This is a genomic window from Arthrobacter gyeryongensis, assembly GCF_039543785.1.
GTDB lineage: Bacteria > Actinomycetota > Actinomycetes > Actinomycetales > Micrococcaceae > Arthrobacter > Arthrobacter gyeryongensis.
The window spans coordinates 1-22,490 of the sequence record NZ_BAABKK010000005.1 but is presented as its reverse complement, the minus strand read 5'-3'; the positions used below and the strand labels follow the sequence as shown (position 1 = coordinate 22,490).

Below are 22,490 nucleotides of genomic sequence, written 5' to 3'. Positions count from 1 at the left end.
TCATCATGGCACCCGCCGATTTCACTACCGGAGCCCGTCCGGTCAAGGCCGCGCGCGGCACGGAGCTGACCGCGAAGAGCTGGCAGACCGAAGCGCCGTTGCGGATGTTGATGAACAACCTGGACCCGGAGGTCGCCGAGCGTCCGGATGACCTGGTCGTGTACGGCGGCACGGGCCGGGCTGCCCGGTCCTGGGCCGCGTTCGACGCGATCACCCGGACCCTGGAGACCATGGAGAAGGACGAGACCCTGCTGGTGCAGTCCGGCAAGCCCGTCGGGGTGTTCCGCACCCATGAGTGGGCGCCGCGGGTGTTGCTGGCGAACTCGAACCTGGTGGGTGACTGGGCGACGTGGCCGGAGTTCCGCCGCCTGGAGGCCGAGGGCCTGATGATGTACGGGCAGATGACGGCCGGGTCCTGGATCTACATCGGCACCCAGGGCATCCTGCAGGGCACCTACGAGACCTTCGCCGCCGTCGGGAACAAACTCCGCGCCGCAGGCCGCCTGGCCCCGACCCCGGAAGGCTCCACCGAGGGGCCGTTGGCCGGGACCCTGACGCTCACCGGCGGGTGCGGTGGCATGGGCGGGGCCCAGCCGCTCGCGGTGACCCTGAACGACGGGGCCTGCCTGATCGTGGACGTGGACGAGTCCCGGCTGCGCCGCCGCGTGGGCAAACGCTACCTGGACGAGGTCGAAACCGACCTGGATACCGCCATCGCCAAAGTCCAGGCCGCCAAGGCCGAGCGCCGCGGCTGGTCCGTCGGTTACGTCGGCAACGCCGCCGAGGTCTTCCCCGAGCTCCTGGCCCGGCACCGGGCCGGGGAGATCAGCATCGATGTCGTGACGGACCAGACCTCCGCGCACGACCCGCTCTCCTACCTGCCCGAGGGCATCACCGTGGCCGAATGGCACGCCGAGGCCGAAGCCGACCCGGAAGGCTTCACGAAGAAAGCCCAGGCCTCCATGGCCAAGCACGTCCAGGCCATGGTCGAGTTCCAGGACGCCGGGGCCGAGGTCTTTGACTACGGCAACTCCATCCGCGACGAAGCCCGCAAGGGCGGCTACGACCGGGCCTTCGAATTCCCCGGCTTCGTCCCGGCCTACATCCGGCCCCTGTTCTGCGAAGGGCTGGGCCCGTTCCGCTGGGTCGCGCTCTCCGGGGATCCCGAAGACATCGCCGTGACCGACAAGGCCATCAAGGAACTGTTCCCCGAGAACACCCACCTGCACAAATGGCTCGACGCCGCCGCCGAACGGGTCGAGTTCGAAGGCCTCCCGGCCCGGATCTGCTGGCTCGGCTACGGCGAACGCGCCAAAGCAGGGCTGCTGTTCAACCAGCTCGTGAAAGAAGGCAAAGTCAAGGCCCCCATCGTGATCGGCCGGGACCACCTGGACTCCGGCTCCGTGGCCTCCCCCTACCGGGAAACCGAGTCCATGAAAGACGGCTCCGACGCGATCGCCGACTGGCCCCTGCTCAACGCCCTGACCGCCGCGTCCTCCGGCGCGACCTGGGTCTCCATCCACCACGGCGGCGGCGTGGGCATCGGCCGCTCCATCCACACCGGCCAGGTCTCGGTCGCCGACGGCACCGAGCTCGCCGCGCAGAAACTCGAACGCCTCCTCACCAACGACCCCGGCATGGGCGTCATCCGCCACGCCGACGCCGGCTACGACCGCGCCATCGAGGTCGCCCACGAACGCGGCGTCCGCATCCCCATGGAAGAAACCCGCTAACCAGACCCCACAACCCCAAATAGCTCGCACTAGATGTCGTTATGGGACCCCAAAACGACAACAACTGCGAGCCAGTTGGGAAGAACGAGGAAAGATGACTTTGACAACCCACGAACCGCTGACCGTTACCCTCGGCTCCAGCGGAGTCACGCCGGAGGACGTCGTCGCCGTCGCACGCCACGACGCCAAGGTGACCATCTCCCAGGAAGCCTTGGACACGGTCGCCAAGGTCCGCGCCCACATCGACGGCCTCGCCCACAGCGAGGTTCCGGCGTACGGCGTCTCCACGGGCTTCGGTGCCCTGGCCAACCGCCACATCCCCAACGAACTCCGCACCCAGTTGCAGAAGTCGCTCATCCGCAGCCACGCCGCCGGCATGGGCCCGGCAGTGGAGCGCGAAGTGGTCCGCGGCATCATGTTCCTGCGCGCCAAGACCCTGGCCTCGGGCCGCACGGGCGTTCGTCCCGTGGTCCTGCAGACCATGGTGGACGTCCTCAATGCCGGCATCACCCCCGTCGTGCGTGAATTCGGCTCCCTGGGTTGCTCCGGCGACCTCGCGCCGCTGTCCCACTGCGCACTGGTCCTGATGGGCGAAGGCGAAGCCACCGGCCCCGACGGCGAGCTCTACGGCGCCGCCGGTAAGAAGCCGGTTGCGGAGCTCCTCGCCGCGCACGGCATCGAGCCGGTGGTCCTCGCGGAAAAGGAAGGCCTCGCGCTGGTCAACGGCACCGAGGGCATGCTCGGCATGCTCCTCATGGCCATCGCCGACCTGCACCTGCTGCTCACGACGGCGGACATCACCGCCGCGCTCAGCGTCGAAGCGCTGCTCGGCACGGACCAGGTGTTCCTGCCTGAGCTGCACGCGGCCCTGCGGCCCCACCCGGGCCAGGCTGCAAGCGCGGACAACATGTTGCGCGTGCTTTCCAACTCGCCGATCGTTGCTTCCCACCGCGTCAACGACACCAAGGTCCAGGACGCGTACTCGCTCCGCTGCGCACCCCAGGTTGCCGGCGCGGTCCGCGACACAGTGACGCACGCTGAACTCGTGGCCTCCCGCGAGTTGGCCGCAGCCATCGACAACCCCGTGGTACTCCCGGACGGCCGCGTGTCCTCCAACGGCAACTTCCATGGCGCTCCGGTGGCCTACGTGCTGGACTTCCTTGCGATCGCAGTGGCGGACTTGTCCTCCATCGCGGAACGCCGTACGGACCGCATGCTGGACCCGGCGCGCTCACACGGACTCCCGGCCTTCCTTGCCGACGATCCCGGAGTGGACTCGGGCCTCATGATCGCCCAGTACACCCAGGCCGGGCTCGTCTCGGACAACAAGCGTTTGGCCGTCCCTGCGTCGGTGGACTCCATCCCGAGCTCGGCCATGCAGGAAGACCACGTCTCCATGGGTTGGCACGCTGCCCGCAAGCTACGCAAGGCCATCGAGAACCTGCGCCGTGTCCTGGCTGTGGAACTCGTCACGAGCGCCCGTGCCCTCGACATCCGCACCCAACTGTCTGGTGGCGAACTTACCCCGGGGCCGGCTGGCACCGCCGTGATCGAGGTACTGCGCGGCGTCGTCGACGGGCCCGGAACTGACCGTTTCCTCTCACCTGAGCTGGAAGCTGCAGACCGTCTTGTGGGCGCCGGCGAGGTGCGATTGGCCGCCGAATCCGCCGTCGGAATTCTCGCCTGACGCCGAACAAAATACGGTTCGAGTGAACAATAGGAAGCGCCCCGGAAATGTTTGGCAATACGCGCCCCGGGGCGCTTTCTGTGTAGTAAAACTTATGGGGTACGGCATGTCCACGCCGACGATGTCGTGGGCCTGCCGGGGAATATCCGTTTACAACTGAAAACAACGAACATCCACAAAGGGGTAGAAGTTCAATGAAGGCACGCGGGACAGTTCTGTCCAGGCGAATCGCACAGTCCGCCGTCGTTTCCAACTGGGGAACGTTGAAGGTGGGGGAGCGGATCGAAGTCGTAAGGCACGCACATGTGGTCGCGGCGGGGGAGGTGCAGGAAGTCTCGGGCAGCGGCAACGTTGTGTGGCTTGAACCCGCAGGGCCTGGCGCCGATGAAGCCGCCAAACAGCTTTTCATGAAGTCCGACGGCGTGGAGTTGCGCCGGGTGTAGCGACCTGCAAGAAACCGAGTTAAAGAACCGGGGCTTGTTTCCCATTCCGCGCCTTCTTGGCGTTGTCTGGAAAACAAGCCCCGGTTTTGTTGTACCTATTTCTAGGAGCGATCCTATGCGGCGAGGACCTCACGGGTCTGGCCGAACGGGACCGACTCGTCCAAGGCAACCGTGTAGCTTCCGGGCTCCCGGCGGGTCACCAGGATCCCGCAGCGGCCGTCTTCGGCAGCGGCTTCGATGAGCGTGCTGACGGCTTCGTCAAGTCCGGCATGGACTTCGTCGACGGACGCAAAGGACAAATGGATCTCGTTGTTTTCTATCGTGGCAGTGCTCATTGGGGGCCTCCTTCTGCAGGATGCCGCGTTGGGGAGCGGCAATTCCTGCATAAAAGATAGCAAAGTGTCATGGGATGTCTGTCATTCTGGGAGCTGGATCACCGGCGTACCATCGCGCGCAACAGCTTCACGGCCACGGAGAGTGCCGCGATATCCACCGGGCCGGGCTTGATCGCTTCCTTGATGGTGTCCTGGATGCGGGCGAGTTGTTCGATGTTTCCGCGTTCCCAATCCTCGATCCTCCCTACGGGGTCGGCGCTTGCCTCAGAGGAGCGGGGCGTGTGCCGGACCACGGCCTTGGTCATGTCGGCAAGCACCAGGTACATGTCGTCGCGGAGTGCTGCACGCGCCAAGGCTTCCCAGTGGGTGTCCCGCCGCAACAGAGTGATGTGTTCCAACAGGGGAATGGCTGAAATCCGTTCGAACACGGCGAAGTACACCTCGGCCACGTCCTCAACGGGCTCCTGCAATTCCTCGGCGATCGCGGAAATGTCCAGGAGGCCGTAGCTGACCAGGAGTTCGGAGGCCCGAAGTCCCAATTCGTGTGGCAAGCCGACAGAATCGGAGTGGGCAAGGCGCGTCAGCGAGTGTTGCAGGTTGATCCCGTGCAGGAAGCGCGCGAAGTTCGCCCGCATCAGGGACATGGGCCGCTCGAGCCGCGCAAAGGCGTCCGCTATGGGCTTGTCCCGGAAATCGTGGGTGACGTACCAACGGGTGGACCGGTCGAGGAGGCGGCGCATGTCCAGGGCCACGGCGCATCCATGTTCGCTGGGGACGTTTGCCGGTATTTGGGCGATGGCCGCAGTGACCGAATCGAAGTCCCAGATCCGGCGCATGACCACGAATCCACGCGCCACAGCGGCCGCCGAAACCGTGGTCTCTTCCATGGCACGGAACGCGAAGGCTATGCCGCCGAGGTTGATCATGTCGTTGGCCACCACCGTGGCGACGATTTGGCGGCGCAAGGGATGCGTGGAGAGGTCCTCGCCGAACCGTTCCGAGAGCTGACGGGGGAAATAGTCGCGCAGCGTTTTCGAAAACCACGGATCGTCCGCGAGCCCGCCCTCCGTCAGTTCCCGGGCGAGCTCGATCTTCGCATAGGCCGCCAGCACGGCGAGTTCAGGTGAGGTCAATCCGACTCCGGTCTCTACGCGGGCGTGGATTTCCTCGGTAGTCGGCAGGCCTTCGAGATGCCTGTCCAGGTCCGTGGCCGATTCGAGCCAGTCCATGGTCCGTTCGAAGCTCGGGCTCCACTCGAGGACCAGTTGCTTGTCGTTGAGGAGGAGGACGTTTTGGTCAACGTTGGTTTTCAGCACGAGCCGCCCCACCTCGTCCTGGAGTGAGTGCAGGAACTTCGTTCTTTCGTTCGGGGACATCTTGCCCGCGGCGATCATCCGGTCCAGGAAGATCTTGATGTTCACCTCGTGGTCCGAACAGTCCACGCCGGCGGAGTTGTCGATGGCATCGGTGTTTACGAGGATTCCGGCCAGCGCAGCCTCGATCCTGCCGCGTTGGGTGATGCCGAGATTGCCGCCCTCGGCGATGATCCGGGTTCGCAGTTGGGCGGCGTCGACCCGGATGGCATCGTTTGACTTGTCTCCGACGTCGGCATGCGTCTCGGTTGAAGCCTTGACGTAGGTGCCGATCCCGCCGTTGTAGAGCAGGTCGACGGGGGCCGTGAGGACGGCCCTGAGCAGCTCAGGCGGGCTCATCGCCGTCGTTCCGTCCTGCAATCCCAAGGCGAGGCGGACCGGTTCGGTGATGCGGATTGATTTGTCGGCCCGGGAGAACACTCCTCCACCGTGACTGAGCTTCGCGGGGTTGTAGTCGGCCCAGGATGAGCGGGGGAGCTTGAAAAGCCGTTTCCGCTCGGCGAAGGAAATGGCCGGGTCCGGGGTTGGATCCAGGAAGATATGCCGGTGATCGAAGGCTGCCACCAGCTTGATGTGATTCGAGAGCAGCATTCCGTTGCCGAACACATCGCCGCTCATGTCGCCGATGCCCACCACGGTGAAATCCTCGGTCCGGGAGTCGATGAGCAGTTCGCTGAAATGGTGCCGCAGGGACTCCCATGCGCCGCGGGCCGTGATGCCCATCTGCTTGTGGTCATAACCCACTGAACCGCCGGACGCGAACGCATCGCCCAGCCAGAATCCGTATTCTGCCGCGAGGTCGTTGGCAATGTCGGAGAACGTGGCTGTGCCCTTGTCCGCGGCCACCACGAGGTAATAGTCGTCGCCGTCGTGCCGTACCACGCGGGCCGGCGGAACAACCCGTTCGGCAACCAGGTTGTCCGTGATGTCCAGTAGTCCACGAACGAAGATCCGGTAGCTTTCCTGGCCCTCGGCCAGCCAGGCCGCCCTGTCTTCGGCGGGGTCAGGGAGCTGTTTGGGGTAGAAGCCGCCCTTGGCTCCGGTGGGAACGATGACGGCGTTCTTCACGGTCTGGGCTTTCACGAGTCCCAGGACTTCTGTGCGGAAGTCCTCACGGCGATCGGACCAGCGCAAGCCGCCGCGGGCAAGCGGGCCGAACCGCAAGTGGACGCCTTCCACCCGTGGCGAGTAGACCCAGATTTCGAACTGCGGCCGGGGCGCCGGTGCTGCAGGGATGGAGGAGGGAGTGAGCTTGAAACTCAAATACGGCTTGTTCAGGTAGAAGTTGGTGCGCAGGGTGGCCTCCACGAGGCTCGCGAGTGAACGCAACAGGCGGTCGGCGTCGAGGACCGGTACGGCGTCGATCGCTTCCGCCAGTTCCTTGCGCGCGGCGTTGGTGGCTTGTGTCCGCGAGCTGTACTTGCCGCGGTCCGTTTCGAACAGGTCGCTTCCAGCCGCCATCTGCTCAGCAGGCGTCTTGTCAGCGGGCGTCGGGGCACGCAGTTCAGGATCGAACAGATCGGGTTCGAACCGGTCCGGATCGAACTTCGCCTCGAAGAGCGAAAGCAAAGCGCGGGTTGCACGCGCATTCTCACGAAGGGTATCCGCGATGAACCCGTACGAATTGGTGCTCCCCAGCTGCCGAAGGTACTTCGCATATGCCCGCAGGATGGCTGTCCGCCGCCAGTCGATCCCCTCCCGGATGACCAGGGCATCGAAGGCGTCGGACTCCGCGTCTCCCCGCATCGCGGCACAGAACGAAGCGGCCAGCAGATCGCCGGTTACCACGGGATCAACTCCGCGCGGGTAGACGAGGCCCAGGTCGTAAAGGAAATAGGACCGCCCGTCGGCACGCTGCACGTCGAACGGCCGCTGGTCGAGGACGCGCAAGCCCAGGTTGTGGAAGAACGGCAAAATCTGACTCAGGCTTTGCGGGCGGGTCAAATAGAGCCGAATCCGCGCATCCTCGGCGAGGACGGCAGTTCCCTGTCGCTTGTAGACGGCGAGCAGCGGGTCCGCGGTGTCGCCGTCGGGCAGGTCCGCTTCCGGGGATGGGAAACTTTCGAACCGGACGATGTCCTGAACCGCGTCTTCCACCTCGTAATCGGCCTTGTAGCTGGCCGGGAAGGCTGTGGCCCACTGCCGGGACAGCCGGGCGGCCTCGTTCGCGGGGAACCTTGCCCGCAAGGCTTCGTCCAGGCCTTCCGCCCAGGACCGCGTCGCGGCGATAATCCGCTGCTCCAGTACGGCAGGGTCGACGACGGCGCGCGCTCCCTCCCGTGGCAACAGGACCCGGAAGGACACCCGGGCCATGGCGGATTCGCCCAAGCGGAGTTCGAACTCGATGGCCCCGGAACCGAAGGCCTCACGAAGTTCGCGTTCAATGTTGAGCCGGACGGCCGTGCTGTAGCGTTGCCGCGGCAGGAAAACCAATGCCGTCATGAAGCGGTTGTGCGAGTCCGGACGGAGGAACAACCGGGTGCTGTGCCGTTCTTGGAGGCGCATGATGTCCCGCGCGTGCTCCGCCAACTGCCTGGCGTCGATGTGGAAGAGCTCGTCGCGCGGATAAGCCTCCACCACGGCCAGGAGTTCCTTGCCACGGTGTGACGCGGGCGGGTAGCCGAACGTCCGCAGTACCTCGTCCACAGTGTCCCGGATGACGGGAATCTGGAGTGCCGAACGGGACGCCGAGCTGGGAGCGAAAAGGCCGACGAAGGTGCGCTCGCCGATGTTGTCAGCGCCGCCGAGGCTGATTTCGTCGAGGTAGGCGCGCCGGAGCACGGTCGAGCGGAGCGTCGATTTGGTGAGCGTCAGGAGGGGCCTTGCCGACGGCCCACCTTCGGACGGCTCGGATTCGGACGCGTCGACCGCCACCTTCCGGAGCAGGCCGAGACTCCTCCGGCCGCGGTAGCCGAGGAAGACGAAATTCCCGTCGTCCAGCCAGCGCAGCAACTCCTGGACCTCCTCGCCGCCGGACAAACCCTCCAAGCCCCTGATCTCGTCGGCAAGTTCCTGGTGGATGGCAGCCGCGTCTTCCGCGGCGGCCCGGACATCGCCAAGGACGCTCCGCAGCCGTTCAACGAGGTGTTCGGCACTCGTTTCGTCCGGAAGCCGGGAAATCTCGACGGCGATCCAAGCCTCCGTGAGCGGCCCGCCGTCGTCGTGGTCCAGAAGGGTGACCGGGGCGGAAGGCTCGACGCCGGATGGCAGTCCGGCCCGCAGGGGGCCGCGGTGGACGTCGGTCAGGCGATGGGTGGCTGGATCCCGGGTGACGGTGAAAGTGGGGTGGACCAGGAGCCGGATGGAGGCGTTGTCCCTGGCGATTTCCGCAGTGACCGACGGGACGAGATAAGGCATGTCCTCGGTGACAATGGCTACGAGGCTCGCGTCGGCCTCGTTCAGGACGCCGATCACAGCTTGCCCGGGAGCACGACGTTCCGCCAATGAGCGGTGATACCGGGCACGCTCGAGGAGTGTGTCCGTGGTGTAGTTGCGGACATCATCATCGGCCACGTGCTCGTAGTAGTCGGTCAGGAACCGGTCCGGGGTCCCGGGAGCCGCGCCTCCCAATGCGTGGTCCGCGGGCTCGATCCTGGGTGACATGTCGCTGCGCCTCCGCCGCGCAAGGAGCGGCCGTGCTGTAGCGGTCGGCGAAGTCCTGCGCCTGATTTCATGATGGCTGGCGCGGGGCGGGGCGTAAAGGCTTGGGGTGCCGCGAGTGGTGATAACGCAATGAGACGTGGTGGCGGGATTCGAACCCGCGTGCGCTGCTTTGCAGGCAGCTCCCTGGCCTCTTGGGTACACCACGTGCATCGAGGTTAGGCAGGCTGCGGCGCGCGATCCAATAATCGTTTCGAAGCCTTTCGCCGGGTTTCGGGGCGTTGCTTCAGGTGACCTCCCGCGACGCGCCTGGGGAACGCCTACGCCAGCAGCGTGTTCACCAAGCGCGCGGCCACCTTGGCGGTCCGGGAGTCGATATCGAACTCGGGGTTGAGCTCGGCAACGTCCAAGTGCAGGAGTTTCCCGCTCGCGGCAAGCTGCTTGCACACCGCGCTGATGACCGGCAGTGGCACGCCATACGCTGCGGGGGCGCTCACCCCCGGAGCCACCGACGCCGGCAGCACGTCCAGGTCAATCGTCAAGTAGAGCACGTCCACGGTGTCCAGGAACCGCGCCACGAATTCCTGCACACGCTCGGCGGAGCAGTCCTCATCCAGCAGGTATTTCACGCCCAGCCGGTCCGCCGTGTTGAAGAGGGTGCGCGTGTTGTTGGGCTCGGAGATTCCGACGACGGCGTAGTTCAGTTCGCGGCGCTCGGCGGCTTCGGCCCGGGCCATCTGCAGGAACGGCGTGCCCGAGCTTGGCGCCGGCTCATCCCGCAAGTCGAAGTGCGCGTCCAGGTTCAGGACGCCGAGGCGCTTGCCGCTTGTGACAGCCTCCGAGCCAGCCACGCCCAGGTAGCTGGCGAAGGCGGTTTCGTGCCCACCGCCGAGCAGCACCGTGAGTTTGCCGGCGTCGAGCAATTCCGAAATCACGCGGCCCGCGCGCTCCTGCCCTGCCTCCAGCGATCCTTCCTCGACAACGACGTCGCCGGCGTCGAACACGTCCCGGTCCAGATGGAAAGCCAGCGGGCCCAAGGCTTGGCGGATAGCTTCCGGCGCGGCAGCCGCGCCAATACGGCCCTTGTTGCGCCGCACGCCTTCGTCACTGCGGAAGCCTACGACGACGGCGGGCCGGGAGACCGCTTCAGTCGCGCCGCGGGCGGCCATATCGGGAGTGTGGGGCGCCACGGCTTGCCACCAGCGGCGGTGCTCGTCGCCGTCGCCGTCGAAACGGCCGGTCCACGGCGTCGGGCGGACATCGGCAACAGCGGGGGAAATCTCCATGATTCAAGCTCAGCGCATGACGGTGCCGAAAAGTACCGCTTGCAGGCCGCGGGTGTCCGGTATTCCGGAAAGGCTTATTTGACGCCCAGGATTTCCTCGACGGGACCGATCCCGAAGAACAGCAGGAACGCAGCGGCCACGGCCCACATGAGCGGATGGACTTCGCGGGCCCGGCCCTGGAACGTACGGATGAGTGCGAAGGAAATGAACCCGGCTCCCAGGCCATTGGCGATCGAGTAAGTGAACGGCATGAGGGCCATGGTCAGGAACGCGGGAATGCCTACGCCCCAGTCTTGCCAGTGGATCTTGCCCACCTGGGACACCATCATGAAGCCCACCACCACCAGGGCGGGGGCGACGGCTTCGAACGGGACCAGGTTGATGAGCGGGGTGAAGAACATGGCCACCAGGAACAGCAGGCCGGTCACGATTGAGGCCAGGCCGGTCCGTGCACCTTCGCCGATGCCGGCACCCGATTCCACGAAGATCTGGTTGGAGGACACGGATGAGCCGCCACCGATGATCGCACCGAGCGCGTCCACTTGCAGGACGCGGTCCACGTTGGGGATGTTTCCGTGCTTGTCGATGTTTCCCGCTTCCCTGGCGAGGCCCACCATGGTTCCCATGGCGTCGAAGAAGATGCTGAGCAGGATCACGAACGCCAGCAGCGTGGCTGCGATGATGCCAAGGTGCTGGAACGCGCCGATGGGGTTCGCCTTGCCGATGAGGGACAAGTCCGGCGCGGCCCACTCGGTGAACTTGGGCGCCACCAGCGACCAGCCACGCGGGTTGTAGGTCTTGCCGTCGAAGCTCGGGCCGATGTGGAGGGTGAATTCCAGGATGGCCGCGAGGGCCGTGGAGACGATGATGCCGATCAGGATGGCGCCGCGTACCTTGCGGACCACCAGGGCGATGGTCAGCACGAGACCCACGACGAATACCAGGGTGGGCCAGCCAAGCAGCTTGCCGTCGACGCCCAGGCCAAGCGGGACCGTGGTGCCGGCGGCGTCCGGGATGCGGCGCACGAAGCCGGCGTTGACCAGGCCGATCAGGGCGATGAAGAGGCCGATGCCCACGACGATCGCGGTTTTCAGGGCCTCAGGTACGGCTTTGAAGACCGCGGTCCGGAACCCGGTAAGCACGAGGATCAGCATGGTGAGGCCCGACAGCATCACGAGGCCCATCATGTCCGGCCACGTCAGGCCGGGGTGCGAGGCAATGGTGACTGCCACGAAGGCGTTGACGCCCAGCCCGGTAGCTATGGCGAAGGGGTGCTTGGCCCAGGCTCCCATGAGGATCGTCATGATGCCGGCTACGAAGGCCGTGGTGGCAGCGACCGCGGCGAAGCCAAGGGAAGCACCACTGGAGTCCGTCCCGGAAAGGATCAAAGGATTGAGGACCACGATGTAGCTCATGGCAAAGAACGTCGCGAAGCCGCCTCGGATTTCTCGCGAGTAGTTGGATCCGCGTTCCGAAATCTTGAAGTAGCGGTCGATGGCTGAGCCCTGCTTGAGCATGGAAGTCTCCGGGGATCGGGGAAGTGTGCTCTCAAATCCTATGCCCGCGGCTTCGGCCATCCCGCGAATTCGCCTAGTCTGTAAGGAATCCAACACCAAGGGAGTCATTCGCTCATGCGCCCTATCCGCCAGCTGCTGGCCGTCGTCGTCGCTTTCGCAGCGGTTCTTTTCTCTGCCGCGCTTCTCTCAGCGGCACCCGCCTTCGCGCACGACGTCGCCGAGTCAACGTCACCGGCCAATGGCTCAACGGTTGCCAACGTCCCGGACTCCGTGTCCATCACGTTCAACAACCGGCCGCTCCTGCTCGGCTCGCAGATCCGGGTGAACGACGCCTCAGGTCAGAACTGGGCAGATGGTTCCGTCGAGATTGTGGACGCCGTGGTGTCGCAGAAGCTGCGGCCGGGCGCGCCTGCCGGTGCCTTCACCGTCATTTGGCGAGTTGTCAGTTCGGATTCGCACCCCATCGAAGGCACCTTCACGTTCACCGCCAAGGCAGGGAGTACGACGGCGGGCAGCGGCTCCGCGAGCACCGCACCATCCGTGGAGGTGCCCACCGCAGGCACTGCCGCACCGGGTTCCACGGCGACGCCGGAGAAGGTACCCGATGCCTCCCAGCCGTTCCCTTGGAGCATTGTGGTGTTCGCGGTGGTTGCCGCGGGCCTGCTGGTCTTCCTGGGCATCACGGCACGACGCCGGCTCGCAGGCGGGGGTTCTGACGACGCCGAGGATTCTGACGATATCGAGGATGACGAGGACGAGCCTGGCAGCCTAGAGAAGAAGCCCTAGGCCAAGGCAGGAACAGCTGCAAAGGTGCCGGTGAGGGCCCCATGGACACTGTCCGGGTAGACCTTGGCGGATATCGCCTGGCCCACCACCTTGGCTTGGCGCAGGACTTCCTTCGGGGTGGGCGTGGCAAGTTCGCCGACGCCAACAAGGTACATTCCAATCGCGCGCATGGCTGCGACGAGGTTCTGGCCGATCGCGATGCCGAGCTCGGCGAGCATCCGCCGCAACTGGCTTTGTCCACAACGGGTGACAACGACGTGGTCGGCCAGGAGAACTCCGTTGGCGGTGTGGACGGCCCACTGGGTCCCCACGGCGGCTTCGTCCATTCGATCGAGCCGGACGGTTCGCGTGGTGCTCCGCACATCGAGCCCGTGACTGGCTGCGTAATTGCGCAGGTGCCGCAGAATTTCGCTGCGCTCCTGGAGGCACGCGGCGTCCGCGGCGTCGCAGCGCTGCAGGATCCCGGTGTTGAGCGGCTGCAAGGGTGCGTGGACATACATTCCGTCCACCACGATGGCGTCTACGCCGTAGCGGCTGAGTTCACTGGCCACGGCCAAGCCGGGCATGCCGGCACCGATGACCACAGCAGTGGTGCGTTCCGTACTCGCAGCAGGCATGGTTGACACAGCTTGGCTCCTCTTTGAAGGTGCGTTGCCGAGGCAACACCGTCGGTGGCGTCCGGGTCCCCAAACGGTCGCGAATGATGGCCGTTGATGTGCTGAAAAACACGATCCCCGGTCACCAGTGCCTCGAACATTACAGAAGAAATCGCGTGGTGGATAGCCCCGGCACCGGCATGTCCGCCGATGCGTTTTTCGCGCCCCGATTCGGCGGATTTCCACGCCCTCCTGCGGGTTTCCACATGCGCTTCTTCCGGCTTGATTCGCCCCTTGCAAACGAGAATAGTGAGCATTGGAGGCCGCAACTCACGGCAGTCAAGCGAGAAACACGTTGTGGGCGCGGCCTCTGGCAGAATAGCCGCAACATCAGCAGCAGTGCGAGGAGGCAGGCCCCATGGACCAGCACGGCAAACACTCTGAGAGCCATCGACCAGAGACCGAAGGCAACAGGGAGGAACCATCCATTGCCCCAGGCGGGATTGTGGTGGGCGTTGACGGCAGCGAACACGGCCAATGCGCCCTCATTTGGGCCGCCCGCGAGGCTGAACGCAGGCAGCTTCCCCTGCATGTAGTCACGGCTTACTCCGTGCCCATCTTCGCGGCTTCCGGGCTGGACGGCGGCTATGCAACAGTGGATGACTCCGTTATCCGGGACGGCGCCGAAGCAATCGTCAAGCAGGCCCTCGAGAAGGTTTCCGGCTACGCCATCGACGTCGATGGATCGGTGGAGAACGGAGATGCCTCCGGCGTGCTGCTCGATCTGTCCGAAACGGCCGAGCTCCTGGTCTTCGGCACCCGGGGACGCGGAGGGTTCGTCGGCCGGCTCCTGGGCTCCGTGAGCAGTGCCCTGCCGGCGCACTCCAAGTGCCCCACCGTGACAGTCCCGCTCTTCTGCGCGGACCGGTTGGGAGAAACCACAGAGGACAAGCACATCAAGGCCGAGCGGGCGAAGGCCGGTTCCCGCGTGATCGAAAACGTCGTCGCAGTCGGCGTGGACGGCTCCGAGCAGGCCCGCGTTGCCGTGCTGGAAGCCGCAGAGCAGGCCGAACGCATGGGCGCCAAGCTGCGCGTCATCTGCGCCGTACCCGAGTACAGCGGTTCCTTGGCGTGGGTTCCGGCACCCCTGGACCGGGAGGCACTCTTCAAGGACATCAGGGTTCAGCTCGACGCAGGCCTAGCGTGGCTCAAGAGCCACTTCCCCAAGCTTCAAGCGGAAACTCAACTACTTGATGGTTCGCCCGTGGAAGTTCTCGTGGAAGTGAGCCGCAGCGTCGAACTCGTGGTGCTGGGCACGCGCGGGCGGGGAGGCTTCGCAGGAATGCTCCTGGGGTCGACTTCGGATGGCGTCCTGCACCATGCCAAAGGGCCCGTGCTGGTTGTTCCCGACCGCGAGGACCCCAGGCTGGCGGACCGCGCCAACTTCGGTCCGATGCTCGCCGCATAACAGCCAAACCCAAGGACCGGTGGACGCAGGCGGACGGCAATGGTGGAGCACGCACAGCCCGGTGAGGCATCGCGCTTGATCGTCGAGCTGCGCCGGATCCGGGCAACCATGCTTCCAGAGGTCGGCGGCAAGGCGGCCAATCTCGGCGAGCTGATCTGGGCGGGACTTCCGGTCCCGCCCGGGTTTTGCCTGACAACGGAGGCTTACCAGCGTGCGCTTCAGCCCGATGGCAGCTCGGGGTCGGCGCTCCCGGACATCCTCCGTGGCCTTGGGGCCGTGGAACCCGGCGACCTTGAAGGGCTCGCTTCCCTCGCGGCCCGCGCCAGGGAAGCGGTGCTCGACGCCGGGATCCCGGCCGAGGTCGAAGACGCCGTTCGCTTGGCCTACTCCGCGCTGGGCTCGGAAGTGCCTGTGGCCGTCAGGTCCTCTGCCACGGCCGAGGACCTGCCCTTTGCCAGTTTCGCCGGCCAGCAGGACACCTACCTGAACGTCGTGGGTGCCGACGCCGTGCTGCAGGCCGTCCGGAAGTGTTGGGCGTCCCTGTGGACCGACCGGGCGGTCAGCTACCGGGCAAGCAACGGGATCGACCACGCCACGGTGACGCTCGCCGTCGTCGTCCAACGGATGGTGGAGGCTGAAGCTGCAGGGGTGTTGTTCACCGCCAATCCCGTGACCGGGCGGCGCTGCGAGGCGGTCATCGACGCCAACCCGGGGCTCGGTGAGGCCGTGGTGTCCGGCGCGGTGAATCCGGACCATTTTGTGGTGGATTCCCTCACCGGCAGGATCACGGAACGAAGGATCGGCGACCGGAAGCTCGTGATTCGCTCCATTCCCGGCGGCGGGACCGAAAGACTCGGCCCGGCGGCGCTGGCCGAAGACGGAACGGCCGGGGATGCCTGCCTTGCCGACTCCCAGATCAGGGCGCTCGCTGTCCTTGGCCAGCGCGTCGAGGAGCATTACGGAGCACCGCAGGACACTGAATGGGCCATCGATGGCGAGGGCAAACTGTGGCTCACCCAAGCCCGGCCTATCACCACGCTCTACCCCCAAATGACCCGCCAACCCGCAGTCCCCGGGCCCCACGCGTACCTTTGCTTCAGCCTCGCCCAAGGACTCACCCGTCCCCTGACTCCCATGGGCCTCGCGGGCATCCGGCTCATGGGGTCCTCGGTAGCCGACGCGGCGGGATTCCGGGTTCCCGAACCGCGGGACGGGCCTTCGCCCTACTACGAGGCAGGGCAGCGGATCTATTTTGACCTCACTTCCGTGTTCCGAAGCAAGGCCGGGCGGGCCATCGTGCCCAGGATCTTCGACGTCATGGAAGCACGTTCCGCGGCTATTGTGCGCGGCCTGTTCGAGGACCCGCGTTTCGCCGTCACCAGCAAGACGCCCTTCAAACTGCTCAGGCACATTGGCCCGATCGTGCTCCGCTTCCGCCTTCCGGAGATCCTCCTGCGTGCCCTCTTTCGGCCGGACGTTGCCCTCGACAAGGTGGAACAGCTGGGCGGGAAACTGGAGGCCATACATGAAGTTCCCGCCGATGCCGCTCCCCGTGAAAAGCTGGACAACGCCGAGCGGATACTTCGCGAGGGATTATTCCCCATACTGCCCAATATCCTGCCTCCGGTAGCTCTTGGTTTCGCGATGATCGGGGTGGTCCGGAAGATACTTGGCGAGCAGGCCTCCTGGGGTGAGCTCCAAACCATCATCCGCGGCCTGCCCAACAACGTCACCACCGAAATGGACCTTGCTCTGTGGCGGCTCTCGGCCAGCATCCGCGACGATCCCGCTTCCGTGGAGGCCTTTACCGGTGGCGATCCCGCTGCGCTCGGGGAGCGCTACCGCGGCGGCGGGCTTCCGGTCCTCGCGCAGGCGGGATTGGCCTCGTTCCTGCGCGACTACGGGCACCGGGCCATCGCGGAAATCGACCTGGGCATGCCCCGCTGGTCCGACGACCCCACCCACATCATCGGAGTCCTGGTCAATTACCTTCGCCTCGACGATCCCCGCCTGGCGCCGGACAAACAGTTCGAAAAAGCTGCCCACGACGCCGGGGAGCAAGTCGCCGTGCTAGTGGCCCGTGCACGGTCCAAGAGTCCGTTGCACGCGAGGATCGTCAAAATGGCACTTGAACGGACACGCATGTTTGCAGGACTGCGTGAGCTTCCCAAGTACCACCTCGTGCGGGGCTTCGCCGCGGTCCGCGCCCAGCTTTCGGAAGTAGGGGAGGCCTTGGCGGACGCGGGCGTCATCGACGACGCCGGCGACGTCTTCTTCCTGGATTTCAATGACGCCCGCCGCGGCTTGGACGGCAAGGATTTCCACGATCTGGTAGCGCAGCGGCGCGAGGCTTACGAACTTGAACTCAAGCGCCGGCACGTGCCGCGCGTACTGCTCTCCGACGGCACCGAGCCGGAAGCCCTGCCCGGTTTCCTGGGCGGTGGGACGGGGGTGCCGGCGTCGGATGGCATGCTGCTGGGAACTCCGGCTTCGGCGGGAACGGTGACGGCGGTGGCAAGGGTGATCATGGACCCGGTGGGCGCGCATCTCGAACCCGGAGAAATCCTGGTGGCGCCCTCCACGGATCCTGGCTGGACGCCCCTGTTCCTGACCGCCGGGGGACTCGTGATGGAGATGGGCGGGCCCAACTCACACGGCGCCGTCGTGGCCCGTGAGTACGGGATTCCCGCAGTCGTCGGCGTCCCGGATGCCACGTCCCGGATCAGTTCCGGCGATACGATCACCGTGGATGGTGCCGCAGGGACGGTCGCTGTCTAGCGCCTATCCCCAGCCGAGCTCGTGCAAACGGTCGTCGCCGATGCCGAAATGGTGGGCGATCTCATGGATCACGGTGATGGCCACCTCGTCGATTACTTCCTGGCGGGATCCGCAGATATCCAGGATCGGCTGCCGGAAAATGGTGATCCGGTCAGGGAGGGAACCGGCATCCCACCAAGAGTCCCGTTCCGTCAACGGCACACCCTCGTACAGGCCCAGAAGTACGGTGTCCGGATCGTCTCCAGGCTGCGGGGTGTAGTCGTCTTCGATGAAGATGGCCACGTTGTCCATGGCCCGGGCCGCTTTGTCGGGGATGAGGAGCAAGGCGTCGCTGACGGCCGCCTCGAAGTCTTCCGGCGACATCGCGAACGGAACGGTATTGAACTGCGCAGCCCCAGCGCTAGCGCCAGTGCCAACCCCCTCGCCAGCACCAGGGAGCCGGGAGGAAATGAGCTGGCCGCCAGGGGTATCGCCGTCGGGAACAATCGGCAGGCCGGGAGGTAGATTCGCGGGCATGATCTGACTCTAGTCCGTGGCCCGGTCGTTGACGCCGGATGTCGTGGCAGCTAGAGTTTTCCGCGGTGGTAATTCGTATAACTCTGCTCCAGGTTAAGCCCGGCCAGCCGTGCGGATCAGGTGCAAGCACCCCCAGCGCGTTCAACAGAAACACATTCAAGAGACAGGCTGGCCCATGACCCGCCCCGGAAGCCGTTCCGGCACGACGATGAACGACGTCGCTGCCGCTGCCGGTGTTTCCCAGGCCACGGTCTCCCTGGTGCTCAACGACGCCGCGGGAACCAGGTTCTCGGAGGAAACCCGGCGCAGGGTCCATGCCGCCGCCCACGAACTCGGATACCGGACCAACGCACACGCCAAAGTGCTCCGCGACGGAGTGGCGGGCATGATCGGCTTCGTGGGCGACTTCGTGGCCACTGCGCCATTCGCGGGCAAGATCATCGAAGGCGCCCAAGCAAGGGCTTGGGAGGCCGGACTGCTCCTCCTGACCGTCAACACCGGCGGTGACAAGGACCTCGAGGCCGCTTCATTGGAGGCCATGCTGTCCTACAAGGTGGCCGGAGTGGTCTACGCCGCCATGTACCACCGGGTCCTTGACGTGCCGGATGTCCTGGCCGAGGTGCCCTCCGTCGTGCTCAATTCGCGCGACCGTTCCGGGCGCTTTCCGAGCATCGCTCCCCAGGAGGAGCTGGGTGGGTACACCGCTACCAAACACCTGCTCGACGCGGGTCACCGCCGTATCGCGATGATCAACATCGGCGCAGAGGACGGTGAGCTTCCCGCCGCCGTCGGACGCCATGCGGGCTATCTCCGGGCACTCAAGGAAGCCGGCCTCAATCCGGACCCCGGGCTCCACAGGATCGGAGAAGGTCATGAATCCGGCGGCTTCGACAATGCCCTCGCGCTCATGAGGGGTCCGCAGCCACCCACCGCCATCTTCTGTGCCAACGACCGCACAGCCTGGGGCGCCTACCAAGCATTAAGCCAGCTCGGGCTGTCGATCCCGCACGACGTGTCGCTGGTGGGTTTCGACAACCAGGAAACGCTCGCCCCGCACTTGCGGCCCGGGCTGACCACGCTGGAACTGCCCTTCCTTGAGATGGGCCGGCGCGCCATCGAACTGCTGCTGGCCGGCGCGGAACGCGACGGCAGTACCGAATACTTTGAATGTCCCCTCGTCGAACGCCATTCCGTCGCGGCGCCCCTGAAAACCACCAGTAGCCACTGAAATCCCCAACCAAGGAACAGAAACCTATGAACCACTCGCCCCTTGCGTCCGAGCCTCTCGACGTCGTCGTGGTCGGCGAAGCCCTCATTGACATCGTCAACTCGCCCGCAGGCCAGACCGAATACCCCGGCGGCTCGCCTGCGAACGTCGCCTACGGCCTCGGGCGGCTCGACGTGAAGGCCGGGCTACTGACCGCCGTCGGGCGTGACTCCCGCGGCGAGTCCATCTCCGCGCACTTGGCAAGCGCCGGTGTGGTTGTCCTGCCGGGCTCGCAATCACTCGCGAAGACCGCGACGGCGACGGCGGAGATCGCCGCGGACGGTTCGGCCGAGTACACCTTCGACATCGAGTGGAAGCTGGGTCCCGCCGCGCTCCCTTACGCCCCGAAGGTGCTCCACACGGGCTCGATCGCCACGTTCCTTGAGCCCGGTGCCGGCGTCGTCAGGACCCTTCTGGAGCAGGCCCAAGGCGGGTGCATCGTCACGTACGACCCCAACATCCGCACCGACCTCCTGGGCAGCCACGGTGAGGCGCTCCGCATTTTCGAGGAACTCGTGCCGCTGACCAGCGTGGTGAAGCTCAGCGACGACGACGCCTTCTGGCTCTACCCCGGCAAGTCCCTGGAAGAGACTGCCAATCACATCCTGGGCCTCGGTGCGGGCCTGGCCGTCGTCACGCGCGGCGCCCAGGGTTCCCTCATGGCGACGCCGCACACCCAGCTGACCGTCCCCGCGGTGACTTCGGTGGTGGCGGACACCATCGGCGCCGGCGATTCCTACATGTCGGCACTGATCCTCGGGCTGCTGCTGCGCGGCAGCCAAGGGCTCGCGCCCACGGTCCTCGAACGGATCGGGCAGACTGCCTCCATGGCCGCTTCCATTACCGTGGGGCGGCCTGGAGCCAACCCGCCCACGCACCGCGAGCTTCTCGCCGGGATGGCGAGGTAGCCGCGGCGGGGGTTCGACGGCGTCGGCTCGACGGCGGCGCTAGCCGGACGTGATCCTAGCGGGAGCGGCGCCGCGTCAACCCGACGCCCACGAGGCAGATGACGCCGCCCACGAGGCCCCAGATGGTGGGGATCTCCTTGAGCACCGCCCAGGAAATCAGGATCGTGGCCCCCGGAACCAGGTACGTCGTGGCGGCGAGTTTCCCGGCCTCAATGAGGGACAGCGCATAGGCCCACGTGGTGAAGGCGATGGCTGTCGGAAAGATCCCGAGATACACCAAGCCGAGAGTGGCCGGAAGGGGTGCGGCCTGCACTTCGGCCACCAGTTGTCCGGCCCACGGCAGGCAGCACACGGCGCCCACCATGATGCCAAACCAGGTGGCCTGTGCCGCGGAGAACTTGCGCAGCACGGGTTTCTGGACAATCACGCTCACCGCGGCGAGCACAGCGGCAAGGAGGCACAACAGCACTCCGGCGACATCCGCCGTCGAGCGCTGTCCCGAACCGAGTGCGATGAGCGCAACGCCGCCGAACGCCACGAGGCTGCCGATGATCAGCCACCGCGGAAAGCCTTCTTTCAGGATGACGCCGGCGAGGACGGCGATCAGGATCGGCGAGACGTTGATGAGCATGGCGCTGGTTCCGGCATCGAGCATGTGCTCGGCGGCGTTCAGGGCGAGGTTGTAACCCGCGAACCACATGACACCGTAGGCCACGATAGGCAGCCATTCGCGGCCTTTGGGCCAGCGCTTGAGCCTGGGCAAGGCGACAATGCCGAGCGCGACGGCGGCAACCACCAGCCGTCCGAGCGTCAAGGATCCGGGGGAGAAGCTGGGTCCCACGGCCCGGATGCCCACGAAGGCGGATGCCCAGAGGACAACGGTGACGATGACGGCGGCGATGCCGAGCTTGCTGATGGTCCGGGAGGGGGTGGTCGCCGGAGAGATTGGGGTGCTTGTGGCCATGATGCCAATCTAGCCCGGGATGGCCTCGACGGACTGGCGGAATTCGGACGTCTTTCAACAAGAAACCGCCAACTCTGACGCAGTGGATTTGAACGGCGGTTTGAGGCCTGGTTTGCGTTCCGGTTTTCATCCTGGTTTGCGTTCCGCAGGGGGCGATTTGGGAATATCCCCGACTATGCTCTAAAGTTTTAGAGTCCAGTTCGGACGAGCGAGAAGCGGTAAACGCATAGCGTTGTTGACCGTCGCGAATTCGGATTGTTCCAGGCCCCCATCGTCTAGCGGCCTAGGACACCGCCCTTTCACGGCGGCGGCACGGGTTCGAATCCCGTTGGGGGTACGCAAGGAACTGGTCGGACCGGACTGAAAAGTCTGGTAGGCTGGAAGCCTTGAAAAAAGCGGTAGAGATACTGCAAACAAGCAAGGCCCTGTAGCGCAGTTGGTTAGCGCGCCGCCCTGTCACGGCGGAGGTCGCGGGTTCAAGTCCCGTCAGGGTCGCTCTGATTGCCGGAAGAAATTCCGGCAATCATGGTGACATTGTCACCTAAGGCTCTGTAGCTCAGTTGGTAGAGCGTTCGACTGAAAATCGAAAGGTCACCGGATCGACGCCGGTCGGAGCCACCACTGGGAAGCGTCAGTTCTTCGGAACTGGCGCTTTTCTTCATTTAACCTGCAGTTGAAAAGCCTGGGGTTATTCGGTTTGTGCCTAAAAGGCAATCATTTCGGGTTATAGGACAAAACGTGTGTAAATCCCGCGCGTGTCACGTGCGTCCTGCCCAACCTTTGCGGGCCCAGAGGCCTTCCTCTGCGGTGGCTGTGTTGCCGTATTCCTCGGGTCCGTGTGGCTGCTCGACGGCGGTTTGGGCCGCCGGGCGTGTGGGTGTGTAGTGCTCGGGGCGGATGAGCTGGGCGGGCTGGTCCGCAGTTTCGCTGTGGAGATAGAGGTACCACTCGATGGCCCGCTTCTGGTGCTCTTCGCTCATCCCGCGGTGGGCCCGCAGAATCAGGCGCAGCTGCGCGTTCGTGCCGCCTTCGATCCGGTTTGTCGTGGCCGCGATATCGAGTCCTGTGAACTCGGTACGCAGGTAGGTGAACAGGCTCCCTGCTTGGCTGAGCCGCTCCAGGAGGCGGTAGGCCTTCCGGAGCCGGTCATGGGTAAACCACCAGGCCTGATTCGCCCGCACCCACGCCGGTGCCGGGGAGGCTGCGGTGCGGTAAGTCCGGGCCCGGACCAGT

At 65.4% G+C, this 22,490-nt stretch carries 15 protein-coding genes, 4 tRNA genes and 1 pseudogene; 11 read left to right on the top strand and 9 right to left on the bottom strand.

The annotated features are described in order from the left end of the window. Positions 1-5 precede the first annotated feature (5 nt). The 3 genes from ABEA18_RS03385 (at position 6) to ABEA18_RS03375 (ending at position 3,863) form a co-directional block, all read left to right on the top strand. Complete coding sequence (locus tag ABEA18_RS03385; RefSeq protein WP_345447918.1) at positions 6-1,733, top strand: urocanate hydratase; 1,728 nt, start codon at positions 6-8, stop codon at positions 1,731-1,733. 94 nt (positions 1,734-1,827) lie between these two features. Continuing rightward, positions 1,828-3,420, top strand: a complete 1,593-nt coding sequence (hutH, locus tag ABEA18_RS03380; RefSeq protein WP_345447917.1) for a histidine ammonia-lyase — start codon at positions 1,828-1,830, stop codon at positions 3,418-3,420. Positions 3,421-3,614: 194 nt separating this feature from the next. Next, positions 3,615-3,863, top strand: a complete 249-nt coding sequence (locus ABEA18_RS03375; protein WP_059388455.1) for a hypothetical protein — start codon at positions 3,615-3,617, stop codon at positions 3,861-3,863. Between the two features lie 113 nt (positions 3,864-3,976). Here the strand turns inward: ABEA18_RS03375 and ABEA18_RS03370 are convergent, their stop codons facing one another. The 5 genes from ABEA18_RS03370 to ABEA18_RS03350 all read right to left on the bottom strand — a co-directional run bounded on the left by ABEA18_RS03370 (position 3,977) and on the right by ABEA18_RS03350 (position 11,974). Then, positions 3,977-4,198, bottom strand: a complete 222-nt coding sequence (locus tag ABEA18_RS03370) for a hypothetical protein (RefSeq protein ID WP_059388456.1) — start codon at positions 4,196-4,198, stop codon at positions 3,977-3,979. A gap of 98 nt (positions 4,199-4,296) precedes the next feature. Continuing rightward, positions 4,297-9,174, bottom strand: a complete 4,878-nt coding sequence (locus ABEA18_RS03365) for an NAD-glutamate dehydrogenase (RefSeq protein ID WP_345447916.1) — start codon at positions 9,172-9,174, stop codon at positions 4,297-4,299. Positions 9,175-9,308: 134 nt separating this feature from the next. Next, positions 9,309-9,379, bottom strand: a tRNA-Cys gene (locus ABEA18_RS03360). A 112-nt stretch (positions 9,380-9,491) separates the two neighbouring features. Continuing rightward, positions 9,492-10,457, bottom strand: a complete 966-nt coding sequence (hutG, locus tag ABEA18_RS03355; RefSeq protein WP_345447915.1) for a formimidoylglutamase — start codon at positions 10,455-10,457, stop codon at positions 9,492-9,494. A gap of 74 nt (positions 10,458-10,531) precedes the next feature. Beyond that, complete coding sequence (locus ABEA18_RS03350) at positions 10,532-11,974, bottom strand: NCS2 family permease (RefSeq protein WP_345447914.1); 1,443 nt, start codon at positions 11,972-11,974, stop codon at positions 10,532-10,534. 114 nt (positions 11,975-12,088) lie between these two features. On the opposite strand from ABEA18_RS03350, the gene ABEA18_RS03345 reads away from it, so the two are divergent. After that, on the top strand, positions 12,089-12,760 hold the full coding sequence (locus ABEA18_RS03345; protein ID WP_345447913.1) for a copper resistance CopC family protein: 672 nt from the start codon (positions 12,089-12,091) through the stop codon (positions 12,758-12,760). On the opposite strand, the gene ABEA18_RS03340 is transcribed toward ABEA18_RS03345, so the two are convergent. Then, positions 12,757-13,377 (bottom strand): NAD(P)/FAD-dependent oxidoreductase, encoded by a 621-nt coding sequence (locus ABEA18_RS03340; RefSeq protein ID WP_345447998.1) that lies wholly within the window; start codon positions 13,375-13,377, stop codon positions 12,757-12,759. The genes ABEA18_RS03345 and ABEA18_RS03340 overlap by 4 nt on opposite strands. Positions 13,378-13,774: 397 nt before the next feature. On the opposite strand from ABEA18_RS03340, the gene ABEA18_RS03335 reads away from it, so the two are divergent. Together ABEA18_RS03335 and ABEA18_RS03330 are read left to right on the top strand one after the other, a co-directional pair. Continuing rightward, a complete protein-coding gene (locus tag ABEA18_RS03335) occupies positions 13,775-14,824 on the top strand; it encodes a universal stress protein (RefSeq protein WP_345447912.1) in 1,050 nt (349 codons plus the stop codon). 39 nt (positions 14,825-14,863) lie between these two features. Then, positions 14,864-17,602 (top strand): PEP/pyruvate-binding domain-containing protein, encoded by a 2,739-nt coding sequence (locus tag ABEA18_RS03330; protein WP_345447911.1) that lies wholly within the window; start codon positions 14,864-14,866, stop codon positions 17,600-17,602. A gap of 3 nt (positions 17,603-17,605) precedes the next feature. Here ABEA18_RS03330 and ABEA18_RS03325 read toward each other — a convergent pair whose 3' ends face one another. Next, positions 17,606-17,965: a metallopeptidase family protein gene (locus tag ABEA18_RS03325; RefSeq protein WP_425550470.1), complete on the bottom strand. Its 360-nt coding sequence runs from the start codon at positions 17,963-17,965 to the stop codon at positions 17,606-17,608. A 328-nt stretch (positions 17,966-18,293) separates the two neighbouring features. Here ABEA18_RS03325 and ABEA18_RS03320 point away from each other — a divergent pair, with 328 nt between their 5' ends. Together ABEA18_RS03320 and ABEA18_RS03315 are read left to right on the top strand one after the other, a co-directional pair. Continuing rightward, entirely contained in the window at positions 18,294-19,346 is a 1,053-nt protein-coding gene (locus ABEA18_RS03320) for a LacI family DNA-binding transcriptional regulator (RefSeq protein ID WP_345447909.1), read from the top strand. Between the two features lie 26 nt (positions 19,347-19,372). Further along, positions 19,373-20,293 (top strand): carbohydrate kinase family protein, encoded by a 921-nt coding sequence (locus tag ABEA18_RS03315; protein WP_345447908.1) that lies wholly within the window; start codon positions 19,373-19,375, stop codon positions 20,291-20,293. Between the two features lie 55 nt (positions 20,294-20,348). On the opposite strand, the gene ABEA18_RS03310 is transcribed toward ABEA18_RS03315, so the two are convergent. After that, on the bottom strand, positions 20,349-21,257 hold the full coding sequence (locus tag ABEA18_RS03310; protein ID WP_345447907.1) for a DMT family transporter: 909 nt from the start codon (positions 21,255-21,257) through the stop codon (positions 20,349-20,351). A 264-nt stretch (positions 21,258-21,521) separates the two neighbouring features. Between ABEA18_RS03310 and ABEA18_RS03305 the strand changes: the two genes are divergently transcribed. The 3 genes from ABEA18_RS03305 to ABEA18_RS03295 all read left to right on the top strand — a co-directional run bounded on the left by ABEA18_RS03305 (position 21,522) and on the right by ABEA18_RS03295 (position 21,878). Then, positions 21,522-21,594 (top strand) — tRNA-Glu (locus ABEA18_RS03305). 84 nt (positions 21,595-21,678) lie between these two features. Beyond that, positions 21,679-21,752, top strand: a tRNA-Asp gene (locus tag ABEA18_RS03300). A gap of 50 nt (positions 21,753-21,802) precedes the next feature. Further along, a tRNA-Phe gene (locus tag ABEA18_RS03295) sits at positions 21,803-21,878 on the top strand. A gap of 137 nt (positions 21,879-22,015) precedes the next feature. Here ABEA18_RS03295 and ABEA18_RS03290 read toward each other — a convergent pair. Beyond that, positions 22,016-22,490, bottom strand: a pseudogene (locus tag ABEA18_RS03290) (IS256-like element ISAar5 family transposase); the annotation flags it as partial.